22 protein-coding genes are annotated in these 19,561 nt (G+C 61.0%); all 22 read left to right on the top strand.

Annotated elements, in window-relative coordinates; translation table 11 throughout:
- The first annotated feature begins 326 nt into the window (after positions 1–326).
- The 22 genes from QMX82_RS09010 (at position 327) to QMX82_RS08905 (ending at position 19,367) form a co-directional block, all read left to right on the top strand.
- The gene (locus tag QMX82_RS09010; protein WP_282282498.1) at positions 327–1,187 is read left to right on the top strand and encodes a ParA family protein; all 861 of its coding nucleotides are present in this window, start codon (positions 327–329) and stop codon (positions 1,185–1,187) included.
- 1 nt (position 1,188) lies between these two features.
- The gene (locus QMX82_RS09005; RefSeq protein ID WP_282282496.1) at positions 1,189–1,953 is read left to right on the top strand and encodes a hypothetical protein; all 765 of its coding nucleotides are present in this window, start codon (positions 1,189–1,191) and stop codon (positions 1,951–1,953) included.
- Positions 1,953–2,654: a DUF2786 domain-containing protein gene (locus QMX82_RS09000; protein ID WP_282282494.1), complete on the top strand. Its 702-nt coding sequence runs from the start codon at positions 1,953–1,955 to the stop codon at positions 2,652–2,654. The genes QMX82_RS09005 and QMX82_RS09000 overlap by 1 nt, the downstream gene beginning before the upstream one ends.
- The gene (dnaB, locus tag QMX82_RS08995; RefSeq protein ID WP_282282492.1) at positions 2,651–4,063 is read left to right on the top strand and encodes a replicative DNA helicase; all 1,413 of its coding nucleotides are present in this window, start codon (positions 2,651–2,653) and stop codon (positions 4,061–4,063) included. The genes QMX82_RS09000 and dnaB overlap by 4 nt, the downstream gene beginning before the upstream one ends.
- Before the next feature lie 104 nt (positions 4,064–4,167).
- A complete protein-coding gene (locus tag QMX82_RS08990; protein WP_282282490.1) occupies positions 4,168–4,491 on the top strand; it encodes a hypothetical protein in 324 nt (107 codons plus the stop codon).
- Position 4,492: 1 nt separating this feature from the next.
- On the top strand, positions 4,493–4,888 hold the full coding sequence (locus QMX82_RS08985) for a hypothetical protein (RefSeq protein WP_282282488.1): 396 nt from the start codon (positions 4,493–4,495) through the stop codon (positions 4,886–4,888).
- On the top strand, positions 4,885–5,643 hold the full coding sequence (locus tag QMX82_RS08980; RefSeq protein ID WP_282282486.1) for a hypothetical protein: 759 nt from the start codon (positions 4,885–4,887) through the stop codon (positions 5,641–5,643). The genes QMX82_RS08985 and QMX82_RS08980 overlap by 4 nt, the downstream gene beginning before the upstream one ends.
- Positions 5,640–6,227 carry a hypothetical protein gene (locus QMX82_RS08975; protein WP_282282484.1) on the top strand — a complete coding sequence of 196 codons (588 nt, stop codon included), beginning with the start codon at positions 5,640–5,642 and terminating at the stop codon, positions 6,225–6,227. Before QMX82_RS08980 ends, QMX82_RS08975 begins: the two co-directional genes overlap by 4 nt.
- Positions 6,228–6,546: 319 nt before the next feature.
- Positions 6,547–6,786 carry a hypothetical protein gene (locus tag QMX82_RS08970; protein ID WP_282282482.1) on the top strand — a complete coding sequence of 80 codons (240 nt, stop codon included), beginning with the start codon at positions 6,547–6,549 and terminating at the stop codon, positions 6,784–6,786.
- Positions 6,783–7,061: an Arc family DNA-binding protein gene (locus QMX82_RS08965; RefSeq protein WP_282282480.1), complete on the top strand. Its 279-nt coding sequence runs from the start codon at positions 6,783–6,785 to the stop codon at positions 7,059–7,061. The genes QMX82_RS08970 and QMX82_RS08965 overlap by 4 nt, the downstream gene beginning before the upstream one ends.
- A complete protein-coding gene (locus tag QMX82_RS08960) occupies positions 7,058–8,806 on the top strand; it encodes a ParB family protein (protein WP_282282478.1) in 1,749 nt (582 codons plus the stop codon). The genes QMX82_RS08965 and QMX82_RS08960 overlap by 4 nt, the downstream gene beginning before the upstream one ends.
- A 37-nt stretch (positions 8,807–8,843) precedes the next feature.
- A complete protein-coding gene (locus QMX82_RS08955; RefSeq protein ID WP_282282476.1) occupies positions 8,844–9,620 on the top strand; it encodes an STY4526/YPO1902 family pathogenicity island replication protein in 777 nt (258 codons plus the stop codon).
- Entirely contained in the window at positions 9,617–10,912 is a 1,296-nt protein-coding gene (locus tag QMX82_RS08950; protein WP_282282474.1) for an STY4528 family pathogenicity island replication protein, read from the top strand. The genes QMX82_RS08955 and QMX82_RS08950 overlap by 4 nt, the downstream gene beginning before the upstream one ends.
- Before the next feature lie 522 nt (positions 10,913–11,434).
- Positions 11,435–12,232 carry a PFL_4669 family integrating conjugative element protein gene (locus QMX82_RS08945; protein ID WP_282282472.1) on the top strand — a complete coding sequence of 266 codons (798 nt, stop codon included), beginning with the start codon at positions 11,435–11,437 and terminating at the stop codon, positions 12,230–12,232.
- Between the two features lie 5 nt (positions 12,233–12,237).
- A complete protein-coding gene (locus QMX82_RS08940; RefSeq protein ID WP_282282470.1) occupies positions 12,238–12,813 on the top strand; it encodes a DUF3158 family protein in 576 nt (191 codons plus the stop codon).
- A gap of 1 nt (position 12,814) precedes the next feature.
- Positions 12,815–13,279 carry a single-stranded DNA-binding protein gene (locus QMX82_RS08935; protein WP_282282468.1) on the top strand — a complete coding sequence of 155 codons (465 nt, stop codon included), beginning with the start codon at positions 12,815–12,817 and terminating at the stop codon, positions 13,277–13,279.
- 240 nt (positions 13,280–13,519) lie between these two features.
- Complete coding sequence (locus tag QMX82_RS08930; protein ID WP_282282467.1) at positions 13,520–13,921, top strand: hypothetical protein; 402 nt, start codon at positions 13,520–13,522, stop codon at positions 13,919–13,921.
- Positions 13,922–14,026: 105 nt separating this feature from the next.
- Positions 14,027–14,227, top strand: a complete 201-nt coding sequence (locus QMX82_RS08925) for a CrpP family ICE-associated protein (protein ID WP_336619065.1) — start codon at positions 14,027–14,029, stop codon at positions 14,225–14,227.
- Positions 14,228–14,346: 119 nt separating this feature from the next.
- Positions 14,347–15,303 (top strand): hypothetical protein, encoded by a 957-nt coding sequence (locus QMX82_RS08920; protein WP_282282465.1) that lies wholly within the window; start codon positions 14,347–14,349, stop codon positions 15,301–15,303.
- Entirely contained in the window at positions 15,260–17,176 is a 1,917-nt protein-coding gene (locus QMX82_RS08915) for a hypothetical protein (RefSeq protein WP_282282463.1), read from the top strand. The genes QMX82_RS08920 and QMX82_RS08915 overlap by 44 nt, the downstream gene beginning before the upstream one ends.
- Positions 17,173–19,140: a DEAD/DEAH box helicase gene (locus QMX82_RS08910; RefSeq protein WP_282282462.1), complete on the top strand. Its 1,968-nt coding sequence runs from the start codon at positions 17,173–17,175 to the stop codon at positions 19,138–19,140. Before QMX82_RS08915 ends, QMX82_RS08910 begins: the two co-directional genes overlap by 4 nt.
- Positions 19,137–19,367, top strand: coding sequence for a hypothetical protein (locus tag QMX82_RS08905; protein WP_282282460.1), 231 nt, complete (start codon positions 19,137–19,139; stop codon positions 19,365–19,367). The genes QMX82_RS08910 and QMX82_RS08905 overlap by 4 nt, the downstream gene beginning before the upstream one ends.
- Positions 19,368–19,561: the final 194 nt, after the last annotated feature.

Here is a 19,561-nt window from a genome sequence, read left to right as displayed (position 1 = left end):
GCTACCTGGATCAAGGCGTTCGCCGGAGATGAGCGAAATAGAGCATGGGAAGGAGAGTCGAGGATGACCAGCCGGAATACTGGAAGCAGAAAGATTTCGGGATGACGCTCAGCCTGGCGCTGAGAAAATAATGTCCCGAAAACGCAAAAACCCTCCTGGCGGAGGGTTTCTGGTACAAATGGTGGGTCGTGCAGGATTCGAACCTGCGACCAATTGGTTAAAAGATAACTGGTCGAAAGGTCCTAAACGCTTCGCGTCCAGACCCGGTAGAAAGGTACAGACAGTCGTGGCAGTGGCCTCTAATGAACCCATTAGAGGCTGCGAATTTGAAAACCACATCTGCAATTTCGACCAAGGGCGGTACGGGAAAGACCACCAAGACCGCCAACCTAGGCGCATTCTGCGCCGATGCAGGGCTGCGAACCCTACTGATCGATCTAGACCCTGTCCAGCCTTCGCTTTCCTCCTACTACGACCTTGTCGAACCAGCGCCGTGCGGTGTGTTCGAGCTGATCGCCAGTAATGAGACGCGCCTCGATCGCATCGTCTCCAAGACAAATATCCAGAACCTGTCGCTGATCTATTCCAACGATCCGCACAACCATCTGATCAACCTCCTTCTGCAGGCACCTGATGGCCGGCTTCGCTTGGCTCATCTCAAGGAAATCTTCCAGAAGGATTTCGACCTGGTGCTGATCGACACGCAAGGTGCCCGCACCGTGCTGCTCGAAATGGTGATGCTGGCTTCGGACCTCGCCGTTTCTCCCCTCCCCCCTGAAATGCTGTCCGCACGCGAATTCAACCGCGGCACGCTGCAGATGCTGGATGGCCTCCGCCCCTATGCTCGCCTGGGGCTGCCAGTACCTCCCATCAAGGCGGTCGTTAACGGGCTCGATCTGACCTCGGATGCTCGCACCCTCGACGCAACGATTCGGGAGACCTTCCGGGGCCACGCCGATATCCAGGTCATAGATACCGTCATCCCTGATGCAGTGGTCTATTGCGAGTCAGCAACTCATGGGATCCCTGCACACCGTCTGGAGTACAGGCAGCCTAGCAACCGTCAAGCACCCGCTGCCCTGCAGGTGATCCGCAACCTCGCCATCGAACTCTTCCCTGAGTGGGCTGATCGCTTCACAGCCATGAATGAGTCGGTCGTCCATGCCCTGGTGAAAGAGGGCAAGTGAGATGGCCACCCCCCAAAAGCATGATCTGACCCAGGCCACAGGCATCACTGCAGAAGTGGTGCTGGAACAGGGAAACTTCTACGACGCGAAGGATTTCCGCAAGGTACAGACCGGGCTCTCCAGCGCGGCCCGTGAGCTTCGTTCGCTGACCCAGTACAACAACACGATCCACGGCCGCCTCGGCGCGAGGCTTTCCCATGAGCAGCGCGAGCTGCTGAGCAATGCTGCTGCACTACTGGACTCGGTGAAGTACAACGTTGAGCACGCCAAGGAACGGAAGGCACGAGAGGAGAAGGCTGCCGCCAAGCTTCGCGAGCGACGCGAGCGACAAGCGAAGCAGCTAGTCGCCCAGTACTTCCAGCTGCCGACCACAACCGTTGAGCAGCAGATCGAAGTGCTGGAGCTGTACATCGCCACCAGACCTGTTACCGAAGGCTGGCTACTGAAGGAAGATCATCACCTTCGGGACATGATGCAGTCTTCAGCTCCAAGCTGGACAACCACCGAGAAATGGCGCCTGGACCAGGTAACCAGCCTTATCGCTGATCTGAAATCCTCAGTCGAACGCCACCTGGTTAATTCTGACCACACCCCCGCTGAACGTCTGAAGTCCTTGCAGAACCGAATTGCTGAGGTACAGGAGGCGCAGCTTTCGAAGCCCAGCGCCCAGGAGACCGTCAGAGTCTGGACCGAAGCGCTGCTGGAAGTCGCACAGGCCTCAGGTCCAGTGACGTCAATGGCTTCCTCTCTAGGGGGAGCCGCCTGATGGACGCCAACAAGCAGAAGATCCTTGAGCGCGTCGCCAAATGCTTCGCCCTGGCCAAGGACGCCGGCGCTGCGCCGAACGAAGCCGAGACCGCGCTACGTCAGGCGCGCAAGCTCATGCAGCAGCACGACCTCATCGACACTGACGTCCAGGCCGTGCTCGCTAGCGATGCCTTGGTTGCCACCGGCACTCGCAGAGCGCCAGCCGACTGGCTTCATAAGCTGGCCCTGGCTTGTGCTCATGCCTTCGACTGCGACCCTATCGCCTGCCGTGAACGGCAACTGGGTTGGGCCTTCAAATTCATTGGCATCGGCCTCGGGCCCGAGATGGCCAGCTATGCCTACTCCGCCCTTCACCAGCAACTGATTGCTGCCCGCAAGGCCTACGTGCGTAGCCTGACTCGCTGCAAGCTGGCCACCAAACGCCGCCGCGGCCAGCTCTTCGCCGAGGCCTGGATAGACGCGGTCAGCATTAGGGTGAATGAGTTTGCCCAGTCCAAACCCCTCGAGACCCAGCAGATCATCGACGCCTATGTGCGGTCCTTTCATCCAGACTTGAAGACCTCTGACCTGGAGTACCTCGAGGCCAAAGGGCATGACATCCGGGCCGTCTACCAGGGATTCAAACTAGGCGCTCAGGCACAGCTGAACCGCGGTGTTGGTCAGCAACGCGATCATCTCGCGTTGGGAGGTCGGCCATGACGGTCACGCAGCTTTTCGAATCTCCGGCCCAGGCTGACACCCTGCCTGTTTCAGAGGCCGAGCGTATAGCAGCAGGGTTGGTCCCGCCTCACTCCCAGGAAGCTGAGCAGTCCGTCCTGGGCGGACTAATGCTCGACAACAGCACCTGGGACCTGATCGCTGACGTGCTACTGGAGGAGGATTTCTTCTTCCGGCATCACCAGCTCATCTTTCGGCGTATCGCCCTGCTCGCCTCGCAGTCGCGGCCCTTCGATGTCGTGACCCTCGCGGAGGTGATGCCCGACGTCGATGAGGTGGGCGGCCTTGCCTATCTGGGGACCTTGGCCAAGGACACCCCCTCGGTGGCCAACATTGTCGCGTACGCGGAGATTGTTGCTCAGCGAGCGCACCTACGCCGGCTGATCCTGCTGGGCTTTGCCAGCAGTCGTGAGGCCTCGGCACCAGGTGCCAACGCTGCCGAAGTCCAGGAGCAGACTGAGCAGCGGCTGTTCGCGCTCGGCCAAGACCGCAAGGGTGCCGAGTTCTGCAATGTCACGGCAGTCCTCGGCAAGCTAATCGACACCATTGATGAGCGCTTCAACAATCCGACGCCGGTGACGGGCATTCCTTCAGGCCTCACCGACCTGGATACGCTCACTTCAGGATGGCAGGACACCGATCTGATCATCGTCGGTGCCCGCCCGGCCATGGGCAAAACTGCTTTCCTGCTCAACTGCATCACCAAAGCGCTCCACCATGCGCAGGGCAAGTCGGTACAGGTTTACAGCCTGGAAATGCCGGCTGAACAGCTGATGCTAAGGCTGGTGGCGATTATCGGGCACATCGATGCCACGAAGCTCAAGCTCGGACAGTTGGAGGATGAGGACTGGCCGAAGCTGACCATGGCCGTCAACACCATCAACGGCTTTGGCGATCGCCTGGTCATCGACGACCAGGCTGGCCTGTCCCCCACGATGCTGCGCGCCAGAGCCCGTCGTGCCGCGCGCCGTTTCGGCCCGCCCGCCCTGATCCTGGTCGACTACCTGCAGCTGATGCGCTGCGAAGGTCAGGAGAACCGCGCCAACGAGATCGCCGAGATCTCTCGCTCGCTCAAGGCGCTGGCCAAGGAGATGAAGTGCCCGGTCATTGCGCTTTCACAGCTCAACCGGGGACTAGAGTCCCGGCCGAACAAGCGTCCCGGCCTTGCCGATCTGCGTGAGTCCGGCGCCATCGAGCAGGACGCGGACGTGATCATGTTCCTGTACCGCGACGAATACTACCACCCGGAAACCGAGTTCAAGGGCATCGCCGAGCTGATCGTTGGCAAACACCGCAACGGCGAAGTCGGCACGGTCCGCGCTGCGTTCATCGCGAAGCAGACGCGCTTCGAGAACCTGAGCGCGCAGGCCTGGCAGGAGATGAATGCATGAACCTCCTAACCAATGCTCTCGTGCCCGTTACCGATGAGCCTCAACCCTCTTCCCTGCCCTTCCCCTCGATCGTTCGCCGGCGGGAGCCGGCAAGGAGCTGCTCGATGAGCCCACAAGCTATGTTGTCTGGGGTGACTCACCAGTGCCGTCACTGCGGCCATCACTTCTGCCGTCGCGCCCTCACCCCTGATGAGTTCCAGGTCTGTAGCGTCTGCCATTCTTTCGATGTGGAGCCGCTAGAGCCTGTAGAGCAGCCCGAGCCGGGCCCTTATCACGACACCACCGTGGTCTTCCGCGTGGCCGGCTCGCGTGATGACGCGGCAGGGCTCTTTAAGACGTTGGATCTGCTGTTCAAGGACGACGGCTTGGCCGAGATCGTGGCCATAGAATCCGGCAATCAGTTGCAGCAGCGGGCGGGAGGGCAATGACATGCTCACTCACCACTCTGCGGACCCGGACCTGGAACTGCCCTCCTATACCGCTCGCGACCGTGATCGCGAGCGGTTGGGCAAGGCACTCGCTGAGTTCTTGGCCAAGGGCGGTCAGGTCGTCGAAGTGAAACCTTCCGAGCGCGCCACCAGCGGCCCCAGCTTTGTCATCAGCGCGCAGCGCGAAGAGCTGCGTCTGCTGGCCGATTCAAAGCCGGGAACCGAAGTTTCTGATGAGGACCTGGTGCGGCTCCTCCGTGCCCGCGCCCTACTGGGCGACACCTTGCGTACCGCGTCCAAGCGCCTGGAGCAGCCCCTGCAGCGCTGTCATGACCTTGCCCGCTCGCACCGACTGCCTTTCAAAGCAGGCTATGTAAAAGGGGGAAGCCGTACATGAGCTGGATACGGACCGCTACCGGCCGACACCTCGACCTCACGGGCAGCACTGCTGCCGACATCGATCCCCTGGATCTTGCTCGAGGCCTTGCCCGTACTTGCCGCTTCGCAGGCCAATGCGATGCCTTCTATTCGGTTGCGCAACACAGCGTGCTGGCCAGCTACAACGTGCCGCCCCAGGACGCCTTGCATGCCTTACTGCATGACGCTGCCGAAGCCTACTTGGGCGACCTTACCGGCCCCCTCAAGCGCCTGCTGGTCAGCTACCACCAGACGCTGCTGGTGAGCGCCGCCGAAGTCGCTGGAATGGAATTGACCGACTTCATCGAGCAGTTGGATCACCGGTTACCCATGAACTGGACGGTGCCCTACACCGAGGATGTCATGGCTCTGCACAGTCAGCATCCCTTCTATCACCAGCTCGAAAAGCACCTGCTCGAACTGATCGCCGAACGGTTCGGTATCTCAGCTCGGTTGCCGGACAGCGTGAAGGCTATTGACCTACGTCTGCTGGCCACCGAGCGACGGGACCTCATGCCTGACGATGATGAGGTCTGGACGCTATTGGAAGGCATTGAGCCGTTGCCCACCGTGATCGAACCCTGGCCGGCAGTGATCGCCGAGCAACGGTTTCTTGAGCGGTTGCGCAAGCTCACTTCGCCCTCTACGCCGCCAAACATCAACGCCCAGCAGAAGGTACACAACGCCCTTGGAAGCGATGTATCGCAGATAGCCCAGGAGGGCCGGCACTCATGAGCAAAGAACTCCCTGAGCAGCTTTTCAGACCCGCCCTCGCCTACGCCATCAAGCAAACCATCACTGAGGAGGGTGTTTCCGAGCGCCGAGCCTGGCTGACGCGCTTTGGTGTGTATGCCCTATACCCGGCCATCTACCCCGCGATGCTGTCGTTTCTACAGCGTCATGGTGCAGCCGATGAGCTGCCCTCGCAGCAAGCCTTACTGGAGCGATTGGTCGAGCTCAAGACGATCCGCTCCCCTCGAGGGTTCGGCGTACGCCAAACACGCAGCATTTGCGAGTCCATCCTCAATGTCGTCTTGGAGGTGAAACCGGAGGATGTATGGGACGCAAACGAGTGTCTGCCCGATCAGTGGCATGTCACGACGGCGATGGGTCACTGGTATCAGTGGGTGGCAGACCAAGTAGGTTTGTCGTCCATGCCAGCAGATCAGCAGCGTCTTTACCTGCATACCTTGCGTCCCAAGCTGACTGAGCCTCTGGAGGCAGTTCCAGCCTCTGCAAATCCAGATGTAGTGCTAGCCATTTATTGGCCGGCGACAGACTTCGAACTCGATCCGGATACCAGGAGTATTCCGTCATGAGTGCAAAGTCGATGGCGTCCATCCCCCGAATGCTCCAACCCCGCTGCTCGGCCAGGACGTTGCCCAGTGCCGAAAGGGCGAATATCTCGAGTCGTTTTTTACGTATCCGCACCAGATCCGTGCCTGTTGTGCTGGACGCTGGAATGCGAAGTTCCAGCTCATTCAACAACTGCTCATACGGAAATGTTGAGTTCATGCCGGATCTCCAGTGGTCAGCGGTTGGGTCGGGTAATACCCCTGACTCTATCACTGGGTGCGTCCGGCGCCCTTTGCTTGCTGGCCTTCTAAACGGTCAGCAACGGCCCGGGAGGCACGGCTAATGAGCACAAATACCCTCACCCCTCACGCCACTCACAAGAACCTGCAGGCCCTGGTCGCCTTTGCCATTGACGAGGGCTGGGTAGTCACCCGGACCCGCGGTGGCCACGTGAAATTCACCAAGCTGGGGTGCCCGCCCATCTTCACCTCTTCAACGCCCAGTGATTACCGCGCCGGCCTCAATGCGCGCGCCCAGCTGCGCCGCGCCCAGCCTATGAACGAATTGGACCAGACCCTATGACTACCGCAACCAAGCGCAAGCCCGCCGTCCGCAAATCGGCACACGAGGACGAGAAGTTCGTCGTCCGCTTCCCCAAGGGGCTTCGCCCCCAGATCGCCGAGGCCGCCAAGCAGGCCCATCGTTCGATGAATGCCGAAATCATCATCCGCATGGGGCGCACGCTCGAGCTCGAGGACGAGGTTTCCCGCCTGCAGCGCGTCATCGATCAGTTGCTGGCCGCCAATGATGAGCCCAGCCGGCCCGCAACCCGCCCTGCTCAGGAGATCCGCGCATGAGCAAGCCCAGCAACGAAGCGGTTTCTCAGCGCCTGCTTGCCGGTGGTTTCCCAGGGTCAAATACGCCAGTGGCACGGCTGGCAGATCCGATCAAGGAAACGCCGATGGTCCTGACGCTGGACGAGTTGGCGCCCTACGACCACAACCCCAGAACCACACGAAACCCGATGCACGATGAGATTAAAGAATCCATCAGGGCCCGGGGATTGGATCAGCCACCGCCTGTTACCCGGCGACCTGGTGAAGATCGCTACATCATCCGCACAGGTGGAAATACACGCCTAACGATCCTCAATGAGCTCTGGCAAGAAACCAGAGAAGAGAGATTCTTCCGCATCAGCTGTTTGTTCCGTCCATGGGGTGACCGCGGCGAAATCGTAGCGATGACTGGCCACCTAGCAGAGAATGATCTGCGCGGTAATCTGATGTTTATCGAACGAGCTGTCCATCTTGATGCCATCAAGCAGCAATATCTGAATGAGTCTCCCGAGTCTCTATCTCTTCGGGAATTCTCCAGAAAACTCAAGCAAGACGGTTACACGATCTCTCACTCGCATCTATCAAAAATGCAAGAGGCAGTTAGGGTGCTGCTTCCCGCAATACCGGGACTTCTTTATTCAGGTCTAGGAAAGCACCAAGTCGAGAAGCTCTTGACCTTGCGTAGTTCAGGCCTCAAAGCCTGGCTTAGCTTCAGTGGTCTCGATAGTGACTTCGATTTACTGTACCAAGAAGTGCTCAACGGCTTCGACGGCCCCACCGATAATTTCGTCTTCGATTCCATCCAAGACGAGCTGATCGGCCAGATCCGCAGGGCGTTGAATGTCAGCTATGAGGAGGTGCTCAAGGCGATCCTGGACCATCAGGACAGCAGCCGCCGCTCGCAGCTGGTGGGGGTGCAGGTGCCCGACGGGCAGATTCCCCAGATTCCCGCCCCCGGCAACGCCCCCCAAGCCCAGGTCAATAGTGGCACGCTGGAACAGCAGCCTGGTACGCCAGGCAAGCAGAAGCAGCAAGTCGCCTCCCCAGCCACACTACCGCCACTTCCTGAGCGCATCGGCGGTACCGGTGCGGTCGATCCTACTCCCCCGCAACACACGCCGCCGGATCCCGAGCAACTGTCCGAAGAAGAGCGCGCAGCGCGCTTGAACGGCCATATCGTGACACCCGATGGCATCGGCCAGAAGGTAAGGGATGTTCAGCGACGCATAGCGGCCGAACACGGCGAAACGCTACCTGACTTCAACAGTGATGCCCTGCGTGCCATTCCCGTCCAGGCCGGGGGTCTGTATCCCATCTCGGACGTCTGGTACATCGAGCGCAGCAGTGATACTCCGGACGAACTGCGCAAGGTCCTGAGAACGCTCGTCCTCGAAATCGCCCAGCTGTGCGACGTTCCCGGTGAGCTGCTCAAGCCCACTGATTTCGCACTCGGTTTCACGCTTTCTACCCCGCAGTCAGAGCTGACCGCACGCGGAACGACATCCTGGCAATTCCTGCAGTCCTTGACGGGTATGTACAGCTACGTGGTGTCGCGGGACCCAGAAAACGCCGAGGCACTCACGGCAAGCATCGCGGAAGAGAACGCGACATTTACCTTGAACCTGGGCCAGTTGCTTCTTGGCGATCCCCTTTTCGATAGCAAGCCAGCCAGCACCCAAGGCCGTATAACCGATGCCGCCCTGGTGAAGCTGTTCCGAGTGATCCGTCTCGCTCGCCGGCTGATCGAACTCGAGGCCGGGCAGTAGCCCGGTCACCTTCTGGACCTGCATTAGGAAGTCGCATATGTCCACGAAGTACAACCCCCTGAACCAGGCGCTGATGGATCAGATCCTTCATCACCTGCGCAATGGCCAGGTCCAGCGCTGCCTGGACATTGGCCTGGACGTCGAAGTCCTGAACCTGCTGCGTCAGCCCCAGGCCCACAGCATTTTGAAAAACGCTCCGGCGCGCTGGTGCAAGATCCAGATCGACCTCGACATGGTCAAGAAGCTCCTAGAGAACTGTGAACGCGATGAGCGAGAGACCCGCCTCGTACATCGAGCCATCCAGCTGGGTGCCACCAACGGGATGATCAAAGATTTCTTCGGCATGGCTCCCAGCGAGATCAGTGTCGTGCGTCAGCTGCTCAATGTCCCCGGCCGCTCCGGCCGGGTGGCAGGGCTCAATGACACCGATCAGGTCTGGTATCGCTTCCTCGACTTGATGAGTACGCATGAGGTCGACCACAAGGATGCTATCGCCCTGCTCGACATCTGCATGCTCATCACCGAAGAGCTCAACGGCCCGTTCGAGTCCATCAAGCATAAGCACGACCAAATTACCCTTGGCCTGATCTGGAATCTCGTCCAGACCTGGCTCAACGAGGGCCTCTATCCGCCCAAGATCGCCCGTGCCCCCCTTCGGTTGATATCCGATGCCCGGAGAAGACGAGATCGCCACTCCACCGAAGAACAGGCTGCGGGCGATGCCCGTTCCGAGGCGCTAGAACAGGACCAGTCCACTGTCCTCGGACAAATGGATTTGATCGAGTTGGACTCGGTAGAAGGCGACAACAGGTGAAGACCCCTGCTCCACGCGTCGCCCATCTACTCGGTCGTGCCCTGGACGTTGCAGCGTCACACCTGAACGTCCATGTCCAAGCCCAGCGCGACTACAAACAAAAAACCGGCGAAGACCTACCCAAGGAATTCGCCGGCATCGTTTTCAGTGGAAATCCCCACGAGACCGTTCCGCGCCGGCTGCTGCTCGATGATCGTCTCTCCCCCCTAGAGCGCAATACCTGGCAGGTGTTTCGCCTGCTCATGAACGGCGATGGCGTCACCGCATTTCCGACCTACGACCAGCTGCGGCCTTACCTGGGCAACAACCCGGGCCGTCCCGCTTCACGCGAGACCGTGGCCAAGGCCTTGACCGTCCTACGGCTGACCCGCTGGTTGAGCCTCGGTCGCCGCGTCCGTGACGCTATCACCGGCCAGGTTCAAGGCAACATCTACATCCTGCACGACGAGCCGGTGGACTATTCCGAGGCCATCCAGCTCGATCACGACTTCCTACCCCTCGTGGCCAACGGCCTCGAGCACTCGAACAGCTCCGTCCGTGAGATCGCAGGTCTCGCATTCGACGAGATGCTGGTTAGCGAGACTCAGGAACTGCCTACCCGGGTTGAGGTGTTCAGAGAGCGTTTCCGCGCCCAGGGACTTGAGGATCCTGCTCGTGCTGCGATCCCTCCTGCTGAGTTCGGATTCCGAACTCCGGTCTTGCCGCCCATGAATCACCTGAGTTCGGATTCCGAACTCAGTCAAAAAAGCCCAGATGATCAGCTCCCGCCCCTCAGTTCGGAATCCGAACTCAGTGTAAATCAGGGGGTTTCAGCCTCAGTTCGGAATCCGAACTCATCTAGTACGTATACGAATACAAATACTGATGTATCTAAAAGCTCTGTACTGCGCGAAGAGCAGGACACAGGATTCGCGTGGCCCAGTGCCTACCAGCGGATGACGTCCCAGCAGCAGCAACGAGCCCAACAGGCCATCGCGGCAGTTAGCCCTGACCTTCGGCAACCGCTGATCAAGCAATGGGGCGCGCGGTGCACCTCGGGTGGGGTCGCCAAGCCGCTTGCCTACCTGATGAAGCTCATCCAGAAGGCCCAGACCGGTGACTTCAATGCGGATTGGCAGCCGGCGGTAGTCCAATCAGGCGCTTCGACCTTGTCCGCAGCGGCATCCCCGGTGCCAGCAATTCCACGGTTTGAGCCGGCGCCGATCCAGCCCAGAGCTGTCAGCGATGCTCAAACAGGAAATGAAGTATTCAAAAGCCTTAGGAAAATGATGGGTCGTGGTGGCGCGGAATGATTACTGCGCAATCTAGCAACGCTCACCTTGTTTCCCGGGGAAACACTGACCCAGCGATCGCCACTGGCGATGTCCATGAGGGTAGCCGCCCAGCCGAAGCCGATACTGGTTCCCGGGGAAACACCTATCCGGCAATTGCCAATGGCGATGTCCATGAGCGTAGCTGTCCAGTCAAAGCCAATACTGGTTCCCGGGGAAACACCTATCCGGCGATTGCCACTTGCGATGTCCATGAGGGTAGCCACCCAACTGAAGCCGATACTGGTTCCCGGGGAAACACCTACTCGGCGATTGCCACTTGCGATGTCCATGAGGGTAGCCACCCAACCGAAGCCGATACTGGTTCCCGGGGAAACACCTACTCGCATACCGAGACTTTCTCGCAAGACTTAGCGTCACGCACATGCAGCCATCCTCCTTCTCCGCAACCTCCGCGCATCCAAATACGGTTTCTCGCTGCTCTCCAGCGCCAGTCTCGGCACCCTGCCCGAGCGTCATCTCACAACCCAAGGAATTCTTCTCATGGCTGATACCTTCCAGCTCAACCTGGGCTCGCTCAGGTCGAGCGTAAACCTCACCCTGCATACCCATCATGCGTCGCGGCTCTGGTTCGGTCGGCAGCGCTCCGACAACAAGCCCGGCATGATCGGCTTGTCCGGCTTTTCCAACATCATCAACCGCATCTCCGCCAGTGCCGCCAAGGACGATCCCTACTCCGATCTCTTCCTCATCATCATCGAGGACAAGATCGAGGAGTCCGAGCAGCAGCTGACCGCTATAGACGAACGTCTGGACCAGGTCATGGCGATGCTCCCCAAGCAGCTGGACGTGGGCACCAACCTGTCGATCCAGCCGCTCAAGCTGCCGCTGTACCTGAACTCGCCGCTGGCCTTTAAGGGCGTGTACCTGCTCACCCGCTATGACGAGCTGGTGCGCCGGATCCTCCTGGCCGCGCACATCGGCCTGATCGACAACGGCTCCAAAGAGGGTTGGCTGGACGAAGGCGCCGCCGTGCTGCGCCGCCTATATGGCGTGGGCCAGCGCTACAAGGGCTACAGCGGGGCGTCGCGCGACGACATCGCTGCCAACAACGCCCGAGCGACCAATGCCAAGGAGATGTACGGCTTCCTGGAAATGCCCCAGGACGTGCTCGAGGGGACCCGACGTAGCAAGTTCGCCCCGGCCATCCAACGCCCAGGCGATGCTCCGGCCAGCTCCAGCAGCAGCGATGACGGCTTCGATGGCGACTCTGCCGACGAGGATGAGCATTTGGGCGCTATGACCAGCTCCCACGCCGCCACCGAGATGAGTGAGGCCTGATCACAATGGCACTGCAACAGTCCACTCAGGGTTCGAGAACAGCAGGTCTGCAACAGGCTGCCTTCCAGCCCCTGCAACAGGATGCCTTCGCGAACCTGCAACACGCTCCCTTCTACAAAGGGCTTTTAAAACCCTTTAAAGGTAAGGGGGAGCTGGACCAGTTGGCCGAGCAGTGCCGTTCCCTTGAGGCCAATCTGAACACCCTGGCCCAGGAGCGGATCCTCGCTCAGGCCCAGCGCTTCCCCTTCACGCTCTTGCCAATCCGGATGACCCACCAGCACACCTCGGCTGGCCCAGTTTTCTTGCGCTGGCAGCAGAGTGGGACCCGAAAGATGGGGGTGGGGCTCTGGGCGGACTTGTGCCGCCACGACCTGGTCACAGAAACACTGCTCCAGGACCTGCACGCCATGGAGCTGCAGCGCATTGCTTTGAACATGCAAATCAGCCTGGTCCACACCATCGGCCGGCAGGCCGCCGAGTGCGCCGAGAAGATGGCCCAGGCCACAGCCGTTTACACCGAACGGCTGCAACAGATCATCCAATCCCGCGGCGAAGACGCCGCATCCCAACAGGAGGCCTGACATGGGCACAGCAGTAGTATGGGAAGGCAACATTGGCTCCGCACCCGAATACAAGCGGTTCCAGAAGGACAATCAGGATCCGCGGCACCTGCTCCGGCTGAACGTCTACTTCGATAACAGCATCCGCCTGCAGGATGGCTCCTACGAGGACCGCGGCGGCTTCTGGGCCAACGTCGAGCTCTGGCACCGCGACGCGGAGAGCTATAGCCGGCTGTACCAGAAAGGCATGCGCGTGTTGATCGAAGGCCGTGCGGTCCTCGATAGCTGGAAGGATGGCAACGGCGTCGAGCAAGCGGCCATGAAGGTCCAGGCCAACCGGATCGCGATCCTGCCGCAGCGGATCGATTCCATCACCCTGGGCCAGGGCACGGGGCAGAGTCAGGCGCGACCAGTCTCGAATGGCTCAGCTCCAGCTCGCGCTCCGGTCCCCACCGGTGACGACTTCGACGACGAGATCCCCTATTAGGTTGCCCTAGAAAAAATTCGCGCCCTCAGCGTGAAACTGCCGGATGACGGGCCTCACCTAGCGTGAGCCTGTCGCCCGGGACCAGCAGAGGCAGAAAAGTCGCGCCACTGCGTGAAGCTGCTAGGAGAGTCACCTTCCACCTCGTGTCTCCCCAGCTACCCGCTAACCCCAGGGTAGGCAGAAGCCGCGGCACAACGTGAAGCCGCAGGTAGTGCTTACTTGAACAGCGTGGAACTGCACATGGACAACGCCTACCGCTTCAAGCGCGCCGTACAGATTGTCAGCCACGATTTCGATGCTATCCAGCGCCTGTGCCAGGCCAAGGTCAACGAGGTAGGAGAGGTTCGTAGACTCCGCGCCATTGGGGACGTCTCCATGCGTGCCCAGGGCTACATCAACGCCTGCCATGATTTTCTGGGCCTACCAGGCGACCGGTTACGACAGCTGGTCTGGAGCCTCAACGAGTATCGGATGACTCGCCGCGAGCAGTTAGTAGGGGCCTACTTTGATGACGACCCTGAGGACGTGACTCACGAGGTGGAAGTCGCGATCGATTGGTGGAACGGGATGGATCCCACCGAGCGAGAGCACTGGCTGACGCAGGCGGGATCCAGACGCCCACGCGATGCACGCCGCGCCTAAATGCTCCACCTGAAGCAGGAGTGCGAGCGTATGGGGTCCCCAAAATAGATCGCGGCTCAGCGTGATCCTGCTGGTGAACTCAGACCGAGGAATCGGGACACTCCCATGGCGAGCAAAACCATACCTCGTGTGACTTCGATGGAAGGTCGATCCGGGGCGAACGCCCACCGATCAGCCAGGCGCGCAGGCGAGGCCGCAGGTCTGGCCAAGGCCGGTGTTCATACCTGCCCCTACCAGCACCCCGCCTTTCGCTCCTCCTGGCTCAAAGGGTATGCCCAGGCCCAGCAACAGAGCTTCGACTTTTAGGCCAACCTGTTCGGGTCTGGATAGGGTTTCGCCTTCCGCAGGCTTTCAGCGATCGCCACCCTTGGCCTTCCTGTAACTACCCAAAGGTCTGCGCGATGTTTGCTCGGGGTATCCTGTGCTTGTCCGTCACCACCGTTCTCGCCATTGCGGCCGCAGCCCTGTACGGGGAGTACCGCTATTTCGCCCCTGCCCAAGCTCAGTCCCTCATCGGCTTGGCATTTCGCCTGCTGGCCATTCTCTGGAGCTGGCTGCTGACAGTCTGGGCGACCAAATACGCGGTGCTGCTACTGGTCGATGCCCGGCAAGAGGTGCGGGAGTATCGTCGCCGCAAGGAAGCCGTCGAGTGGTACGTTGAGGCCTTGGGAGGCGACATCACCCAGTCCCAGGCCGACTTCATCAACGACCGGCTGACCTATGGTGATCGCTGGGAAGCGGCGGAAGGACTGCTCAAGGCCTACTACGGCCCGGGTATCGAAACCAGCGACATCAAACGACTTGATGACCTGGCGGATCGCGGCTGGCGAGTGACCGGCAAGCTCCAGGTCGACGCCCTTTGCTTGAGCCTTGCCGGCAGGCATCAGATCTACACTCCACTGCGGCTGCTGCCCCAGCACTCGAAAGCCCCTTTACCGGCCTCGCCTCCCTCCCCATCGCCGTTGAAGCCCTTCCGGGAAGACGACCCCTGGTACTCGCCCGATGTGCTGAAGTTCCTCGCCGCGCGCAACACCTTCATCCTGTTCCAACGGCATGGCGGCATCGATCTCGACTGGACACGTGACGACGGGCAGCGCACGGATTCTGTCTCCCGCGAAGACTGCGCGGCCATGCTCAAGGCCATGTCCGCCTGGACCAGGCGAAAGACGTCCGAGGCTGAAGCGACGGCTTTAGGCACCGACCTCGAGTACGTACGACACGACATCGCCCATGTCACCGATTCGCTCGCCCGTGAGCAGCATCAGCACTGTCACAGCGTCATGTGGGAAGCGACCAGGGACGATAATCGGGAGCGCGAGGAGGATGAGCGCCGGGCGGATGAGTATTGCCACCGGCTGTATTCTGGGCCTGCCGATGAGTGAGCTCTCCAATGCATGCAGACCTCCCAAGTTCAGCGAGCAGCAGCTCGCCGTTGCTCATACCTGGGCCTCACACTTCAAGATCGACGGGCCAAAGCGCGACACCTTTATCGACCATTACCTTCGCTCTACGCGGTTCCCTCGCTGCTGGAGTGTCAGCGTTCAGGTACCCGGCCGAGCAAGCCTTATCACCATCCTGCGCCTTGGGCACCTGGTGCAGCTCTACGATGGTGTGTGCATCCGGACGAAGAAGGTCAAGGCAATCGACCGTATGCCCAAGCGCAAACCGGCGGAGCAATCGGCGTTACGCTTGGCTCGATACCTGCTGCTGCCTCACATCACCTGGCCGCTCCAGCCGCTGATGACGTCGTTCTGCGATTCAGCCCGATCGGTTGCCAGACAGTTGGCCTGCGACGATCTGGGGGCCTTCGGAAAGGCATGGGACATTGATGGCCATAGGCACAACCGCTATTTCAGTCCCCGGACGGCCTACTACCTCACGCAGATCGGCGCCGCGCTCAAAGCCTTTCTCGCGGAGGTCGATCAACCGCGGCTGTTCGCGATTCGCTCAGCGAACTGCCCTTCGGCTGAACTCTACAACTGGCTGTCGCGGGGGAACTCTGAACGACGACATCAGGCGTTGCGGTCACAGCCCATCCTGGTGCCGCTTCTTGTGCTATGCGAGGACGACGACTGGCCTATTGGGAGGCGAAACTTCGACCAAGGCCCCGCCCAGCTGCAGGCATCGCTTCGGTGTTATCACCCCAACGACACGACCCTTGCGGAGGCACTTCTTGGAACGGCAGTGGATGCAGGGCTACCTTTGGTGCCGTTGCTCGCCTGGGTGTTCAGGGCACCAGCCGCCTCGATCCGTTTTCTAGGAAGCGTTCGCCCCAACTGCGCCGGCACGGCGCTGGGTCTCATCAAGCGGGAGGGACGTGGCTTGGGCTGGCTGGGGCTGCTGGTAGGCGCCCAACTAGGCAATCGCCGACCTCAAAACCGCCGTGACTGGCGGGCCATCCATGAGCTGCACCGCTGCGTGCCCTACAGCGCCGCTGGTGCCATCGACTGGTCGCGTCTACTCGCCGGTACTCCGACGGCATGGGATGACCCCCGATGGCCAGGCATTCGCGCGACGCTGACGGACGTGAGGGAGCTGCTTAGCGCTGTGTGTGATGAGTCACCGAGTGCCCAGCGCGCCGCCAAGGGGCTTGAGGACTTTCTTAGACGTAGCTCCTATGCCCAGATCGCCCGCCTGGTGCATGATTTCCACGAGGCCATGACCAAGGCCCGGGAGTTTGCCGACAGCCAGGGTCCGCTCCGGCAGACGGATGCGCACACCTCCTGGCCGCCGCTGCTGAGCAAGTCGCGCACCGTCGATTGTCCGAATGGCCTGCAGATCCTGGAGCTGGTGTGTCCTGCTGACCTGATGAGTGAGCACCTCGCCCTGGGTCACTGCATCGACAACTACGACTATCGCGCCTATTCCGGCGCCTGCCGACTATTCTCCGTCCGGGAGTCAGGCCGCGCCCTGGCCTCGGCGGAGCTAGCCATGCCCCTCGAACGGCTCACCAAGAGCGCCCAGAAGCAGCGGATGACTCGCTCGCCCAGCGAGCTACAGGTGGTACAGCTGCGCGGACGCCTCAATCGAGCCATTGCAGGTGACGAGCCTGCAGGGGTTGCATTCGACTGGTTCATGACCTCGCTACGGCGTGGCCGACTGTCGGTAGCCCTGGAATGGCCAGATGTCTCGCACACCATGAGTCGATTCGCCAAGGATGCCTGGCGTATGCACTATCAGCGATTCCTGTGGGAGTGGCTGACGCACCGTTTGGGCCTTGCTGACGCTGTCGCCGGCCTGGCTCACACGGCATGAAGCGGCCCTCCCTGCGCAATACCTCAGGCACATCCCAGCTCCTGCAGCGCGCTGTGTTCGACGGCTACGACTTTGGCCTGAAGATGCCCTACCTCGAAGGGGCCAACCGTCTGCTGACAAGCCGCGGCGGCAGCTTCATTCGCCGCGGCGAGCATCCGTTGTCCGGGTATTGGCGACTACCCCAGCGGCGCCTGCTGGAGGACCTGGACGTGCTCTTTCACCAGCTGGGCGAACTGGCCGACGGTCGATTCGTCCAGGACTGGTCGGGCTTCAGCCGCAAGATCGCCGACGCCCAGGCCGATGCCCGACGAGACCTCTTCATCTGGGGGATGCGCCTGCGGATCGCGCCGCTGTCCGGGGGCGGCGTGGTGCTGTCCGGGGACTATCACCCAGGGTGCGTGGCCGTGGCCAAGCGGATGCACGGCGCCTTCCTGTCCACGAGCCGCGCATGGCGGGTGCCAGCCTCGCCCGAGATCGTGCGCAGCAACCTGATCCTGGAGCTGGGACTGCTCGAGGAGCAATTCGAGATGCTCGACGTGCTCCAGGAGCTGCTGTCCGATGGCTCGGTCAGCGCCGCCCGTGACGTCACAGCGATGTCGATCGGCGGACCTCCGCAAGAGCGGAGCGCGGCCTCAGCCGACGAGGACAGTGCGGCAGACGTCTACCTGGCCGCAGTGCCGGACATCGCCAAGACCAGTTGGACGCTGCAGGCCATCGAGGCAGAGCTCAAGCCGTATTCGCTGATGTCCCACCAGCCCGCGGGGATCCGCCACCTGCTGCAGCGCACCAGCGCACTGCTGGCCGATGACATGGGGCTGGGCAAGAGTCGCCAGGCGGTGATCGCCGCCGGCATCCAGTCTGCCGGCCGCCAGATCCTGGTGGTGGTACTGGCCAGCCTGGTGATCAACTGGGAGCGGGAGATTCAGGCGGTCTATCCAGACGCGCGGATCGCCCGGCAGCGGTATCAGGCTGATGCCCAGTGGGTGATCGTCAACTACGAGCGCCTGGGCGACTTCGTCGCGCTCGCCGAGCAGTTTGCCGTGATGATCGTCGACGAGGCCCACCGGCTGAAGGAACCCACGGCCGCCTGGACGCGCAATGGCTTCGACATCGCCGCCAAGGTGCCCAATCGCTACCTGCTGACCGGGACGCCGGTACTCAACCGAGAGTCGGAGCTCCACACCCTGCTGCGCCTGTCCGGACACCCTATCGGGCAGCTGCCGCTCAAGGACTTCTGCGAGCGCTTCGCCGGTAGCTCCGAATTCCGTCAGGGGCTACGCGCCGAGATCGGCGACTGGATGCTACGCCGACGCAAGGATGTGCTGCCCGATCTCAAGGGTAAGCAGCGGCAGACCGTGCCGGTGGTGCTGGATGAGGCGCAGCAGGTCGAGTACAACGCCATCCGCAATGCCGATCAACCAGTCTTCGCGCGGTTGGGTCGGCTTCGCCAGCTCCTGGAGCGCGTGAAGGCGCCGGTGGTGATGGAACTGCTGGGCGAGCTGGATCCCGACGACAAGGTGATCCTCTTCTGCGAGTACAAGGAGACGGTCACCACGTTGCAGCAGCTGTGCGAGGCCTCAGGCCTGGGGTGCGTTACCCTGGTGGGCACCGATAGCCTGACGAAGCGGCAGAAGGCAATCGATCGCTTCCAGCAGGACGCCGATTGCCGGGTCTTCATCGGCACGACGTCAGCGGCCGGCACCGGCAACAACCTGACCGCAGCTAACTACGTGTTCTTCCTAGGGCTGCCTTGGACGCCGGGACTGCAGGACCAGGCAGAGGATCGGGCCTACCGCAATGGCCAGCGGCGGCTGGTGGTGGTCAAGATCCCGCTGGTGGAGAACTCCATTGATCTGCAGCTGTGGCAGATGCTGCAGGACAAGAGGCGGATTGCCCAGGACCTCATCGAGCCAGACGCGGTCAATAAGGCCCAGGAACAGCTCGCCAGAGAGCTATCCCCTTGAATGACGCACACAACGTCGAGTGGTTTCTTGCCCGACTCCAGCATGAATTCCCGCAGTGTAATTGCCTGATGAGTGCAATCTGCCTCGATGGGGGCGCTGCGTTGAGCGTTATGCAGAAACACTCGGTTGTGACCGTCACCTTGCAGATTGATGCTAGACGGCTGCGTGATGCCAGGTATATTCAAATGCTGCTGCAGTTGGTCCGTGAACAGCTGCATCGCAGCTGAACTACCGACACGTTGGTAGGTCAGTCGTTGTGGGTGCGCCAGACCACCCCCTCCAGATTTGCAATTCTGGTGGCTTCAAACTGAGCTCACCCCCGTCAGATGCGGGGGATTTTTTTGCCCGCCGCTAACCTCTTTCGCTCCAGATACGGTTATCTCCTGCTTTCCAGACAGGTGACTGGCACCGTGAGCCCCAC

The sequence above is a fragment of the Pseudomonas sp. PS02302 genome (assembly GCF_029959585.1).
In the GTDB taxonomy this organism is placed as follows: domain Bacteria; phylum Pseudomonadota; class Gammaproteobacteria; order Pseudomonadales; family Pseudomonadaceae; genus Chryseomonas; species Chryseomonas aestiva.
The sequence above is the reverse complement of the archived record's forward strand: the minus strand, read 5'-3'. Positions and strand labels throughout refer to the sequence as shown.

Coding starts and splice junctions, on each gene's coding strand:
- QMX82_RS09005 (WP_282282496.1), top strand. CDS start 1,189: ATGGCCACCCCCCAAAAGCATGATCTGACCCAGGCCACAGGCATCACT.
- QMX82_RS09000 (WP_282282494.1), top strand. CDS start 1,953: ATGGACGCCAACAAGCAGAAGATCCTTGAGCGCGTCGCCAAATGCTTC.
- dnaB (WP_282282492.1), top strand. CDS start 2,651: ATGACGGTCACGCAGCTTTTCGAATCTCCGGCCCAGGCTGACACCCTG.
- QMX82_RS08990 (WP_282282490.1), top strand. CDS start 4,168: ATGAGCCCACAAGCTATGTTGTCTGGGGTGACTCACCAGTGCCGTCAC.
- QMX82_RS08985 (WP_282282488.1), top strand. CDS start 4,493: ATGCTCACTCACCACTCTGCGGACCCGGACCTGGAACTGCCCTCCTAT.
- QMX82_RS08980 (WP_282282486.1), top strand. CDS start 4,885: ATGAGCTGGATACGGACCGCTACCGGCCGACACCTCGACCTCACGGGC.
- QMX82_RS08975 (WP_282282484.1), top strand. CDS start 5,640: ATGAGCAAAGAACTCCCTGAGCAGCTTTTCAGACCCGCCCTCGCCTAC.
- QMX82_RS08970 (WP_282282482.1), top strand. CDS start 6,547: ATGAGCACAAATACCCTCACCCCTCACGCCACTCACAAGAACCTGCAG.
- QMX82_RS08965 (WP_282282480.1), top strand. CDS start 6,783: ATGACTACCGCAACCAAGCGCAAGCCCGCCGTCCGCAAATCGGCACAC.
- QMX82_RS08960 (WP_282282478.1), top strand. CDS start 7,058: ATGAGCAAGCCCAGCAACGAAGCGGTTTCTCAGCGCCTGCTTGCCGGT.
- QMX82_RS08955 (WP_282282476.1), top strand. CDS start 8,844: ATGTCCACGAAGTACAACCCCCTGAACCAGGCGCTGATGGATCAGATC.
- QMX82_RS08945 (WP_282282472.1), top strand. CDS start 11,435: ATGGCTGATACCTTCCAGCTCAACCTGGGCTCGCTCAGGTCGAGCGTA.
- QMX82_RS08940 (WP_282282470.1), top strand. CDS start 12,238: ATGGCACTGCAACAGTCCACTCAGGGTTCGAGAACAGCAGGTCTGCAA.
- QMX82_RS08935 (WP_282282468.1), top strand. CDS start 12,815: ATGGGCACAGCAGTAGTATGGGAAGGCAACATTGGCTCCGCACCCGAA.
- QMX82_RS08930 (WP_282282467.1), top strand. CDS start 13,520: ATGGACAACGCCTACCGCTTCAAGCGCGCCGTACAGATTGTCAGCCAC.
- QMX82_RS08925 (WP_336619065.1), top strand. CDS start 14,027: ATGGCGAGCAAAACCATACCTCGTGTGACTTCGATGGAAGGTCGATCC.
- QMX82_RS08915 (WP_282282463.1), top strand. CDS start 15,260: ATGAGTATTGCCACCGGCTGTATTCTGGGCCTGCCGATGAGTGAGCTC.
- QMX82_RS08910 (WP_282282462.1), top strand. CDS start 17,173: ATGAAGCGGCCCTCCCTGCGCAATACCTCAGGCACATCCCAGCTCCTG.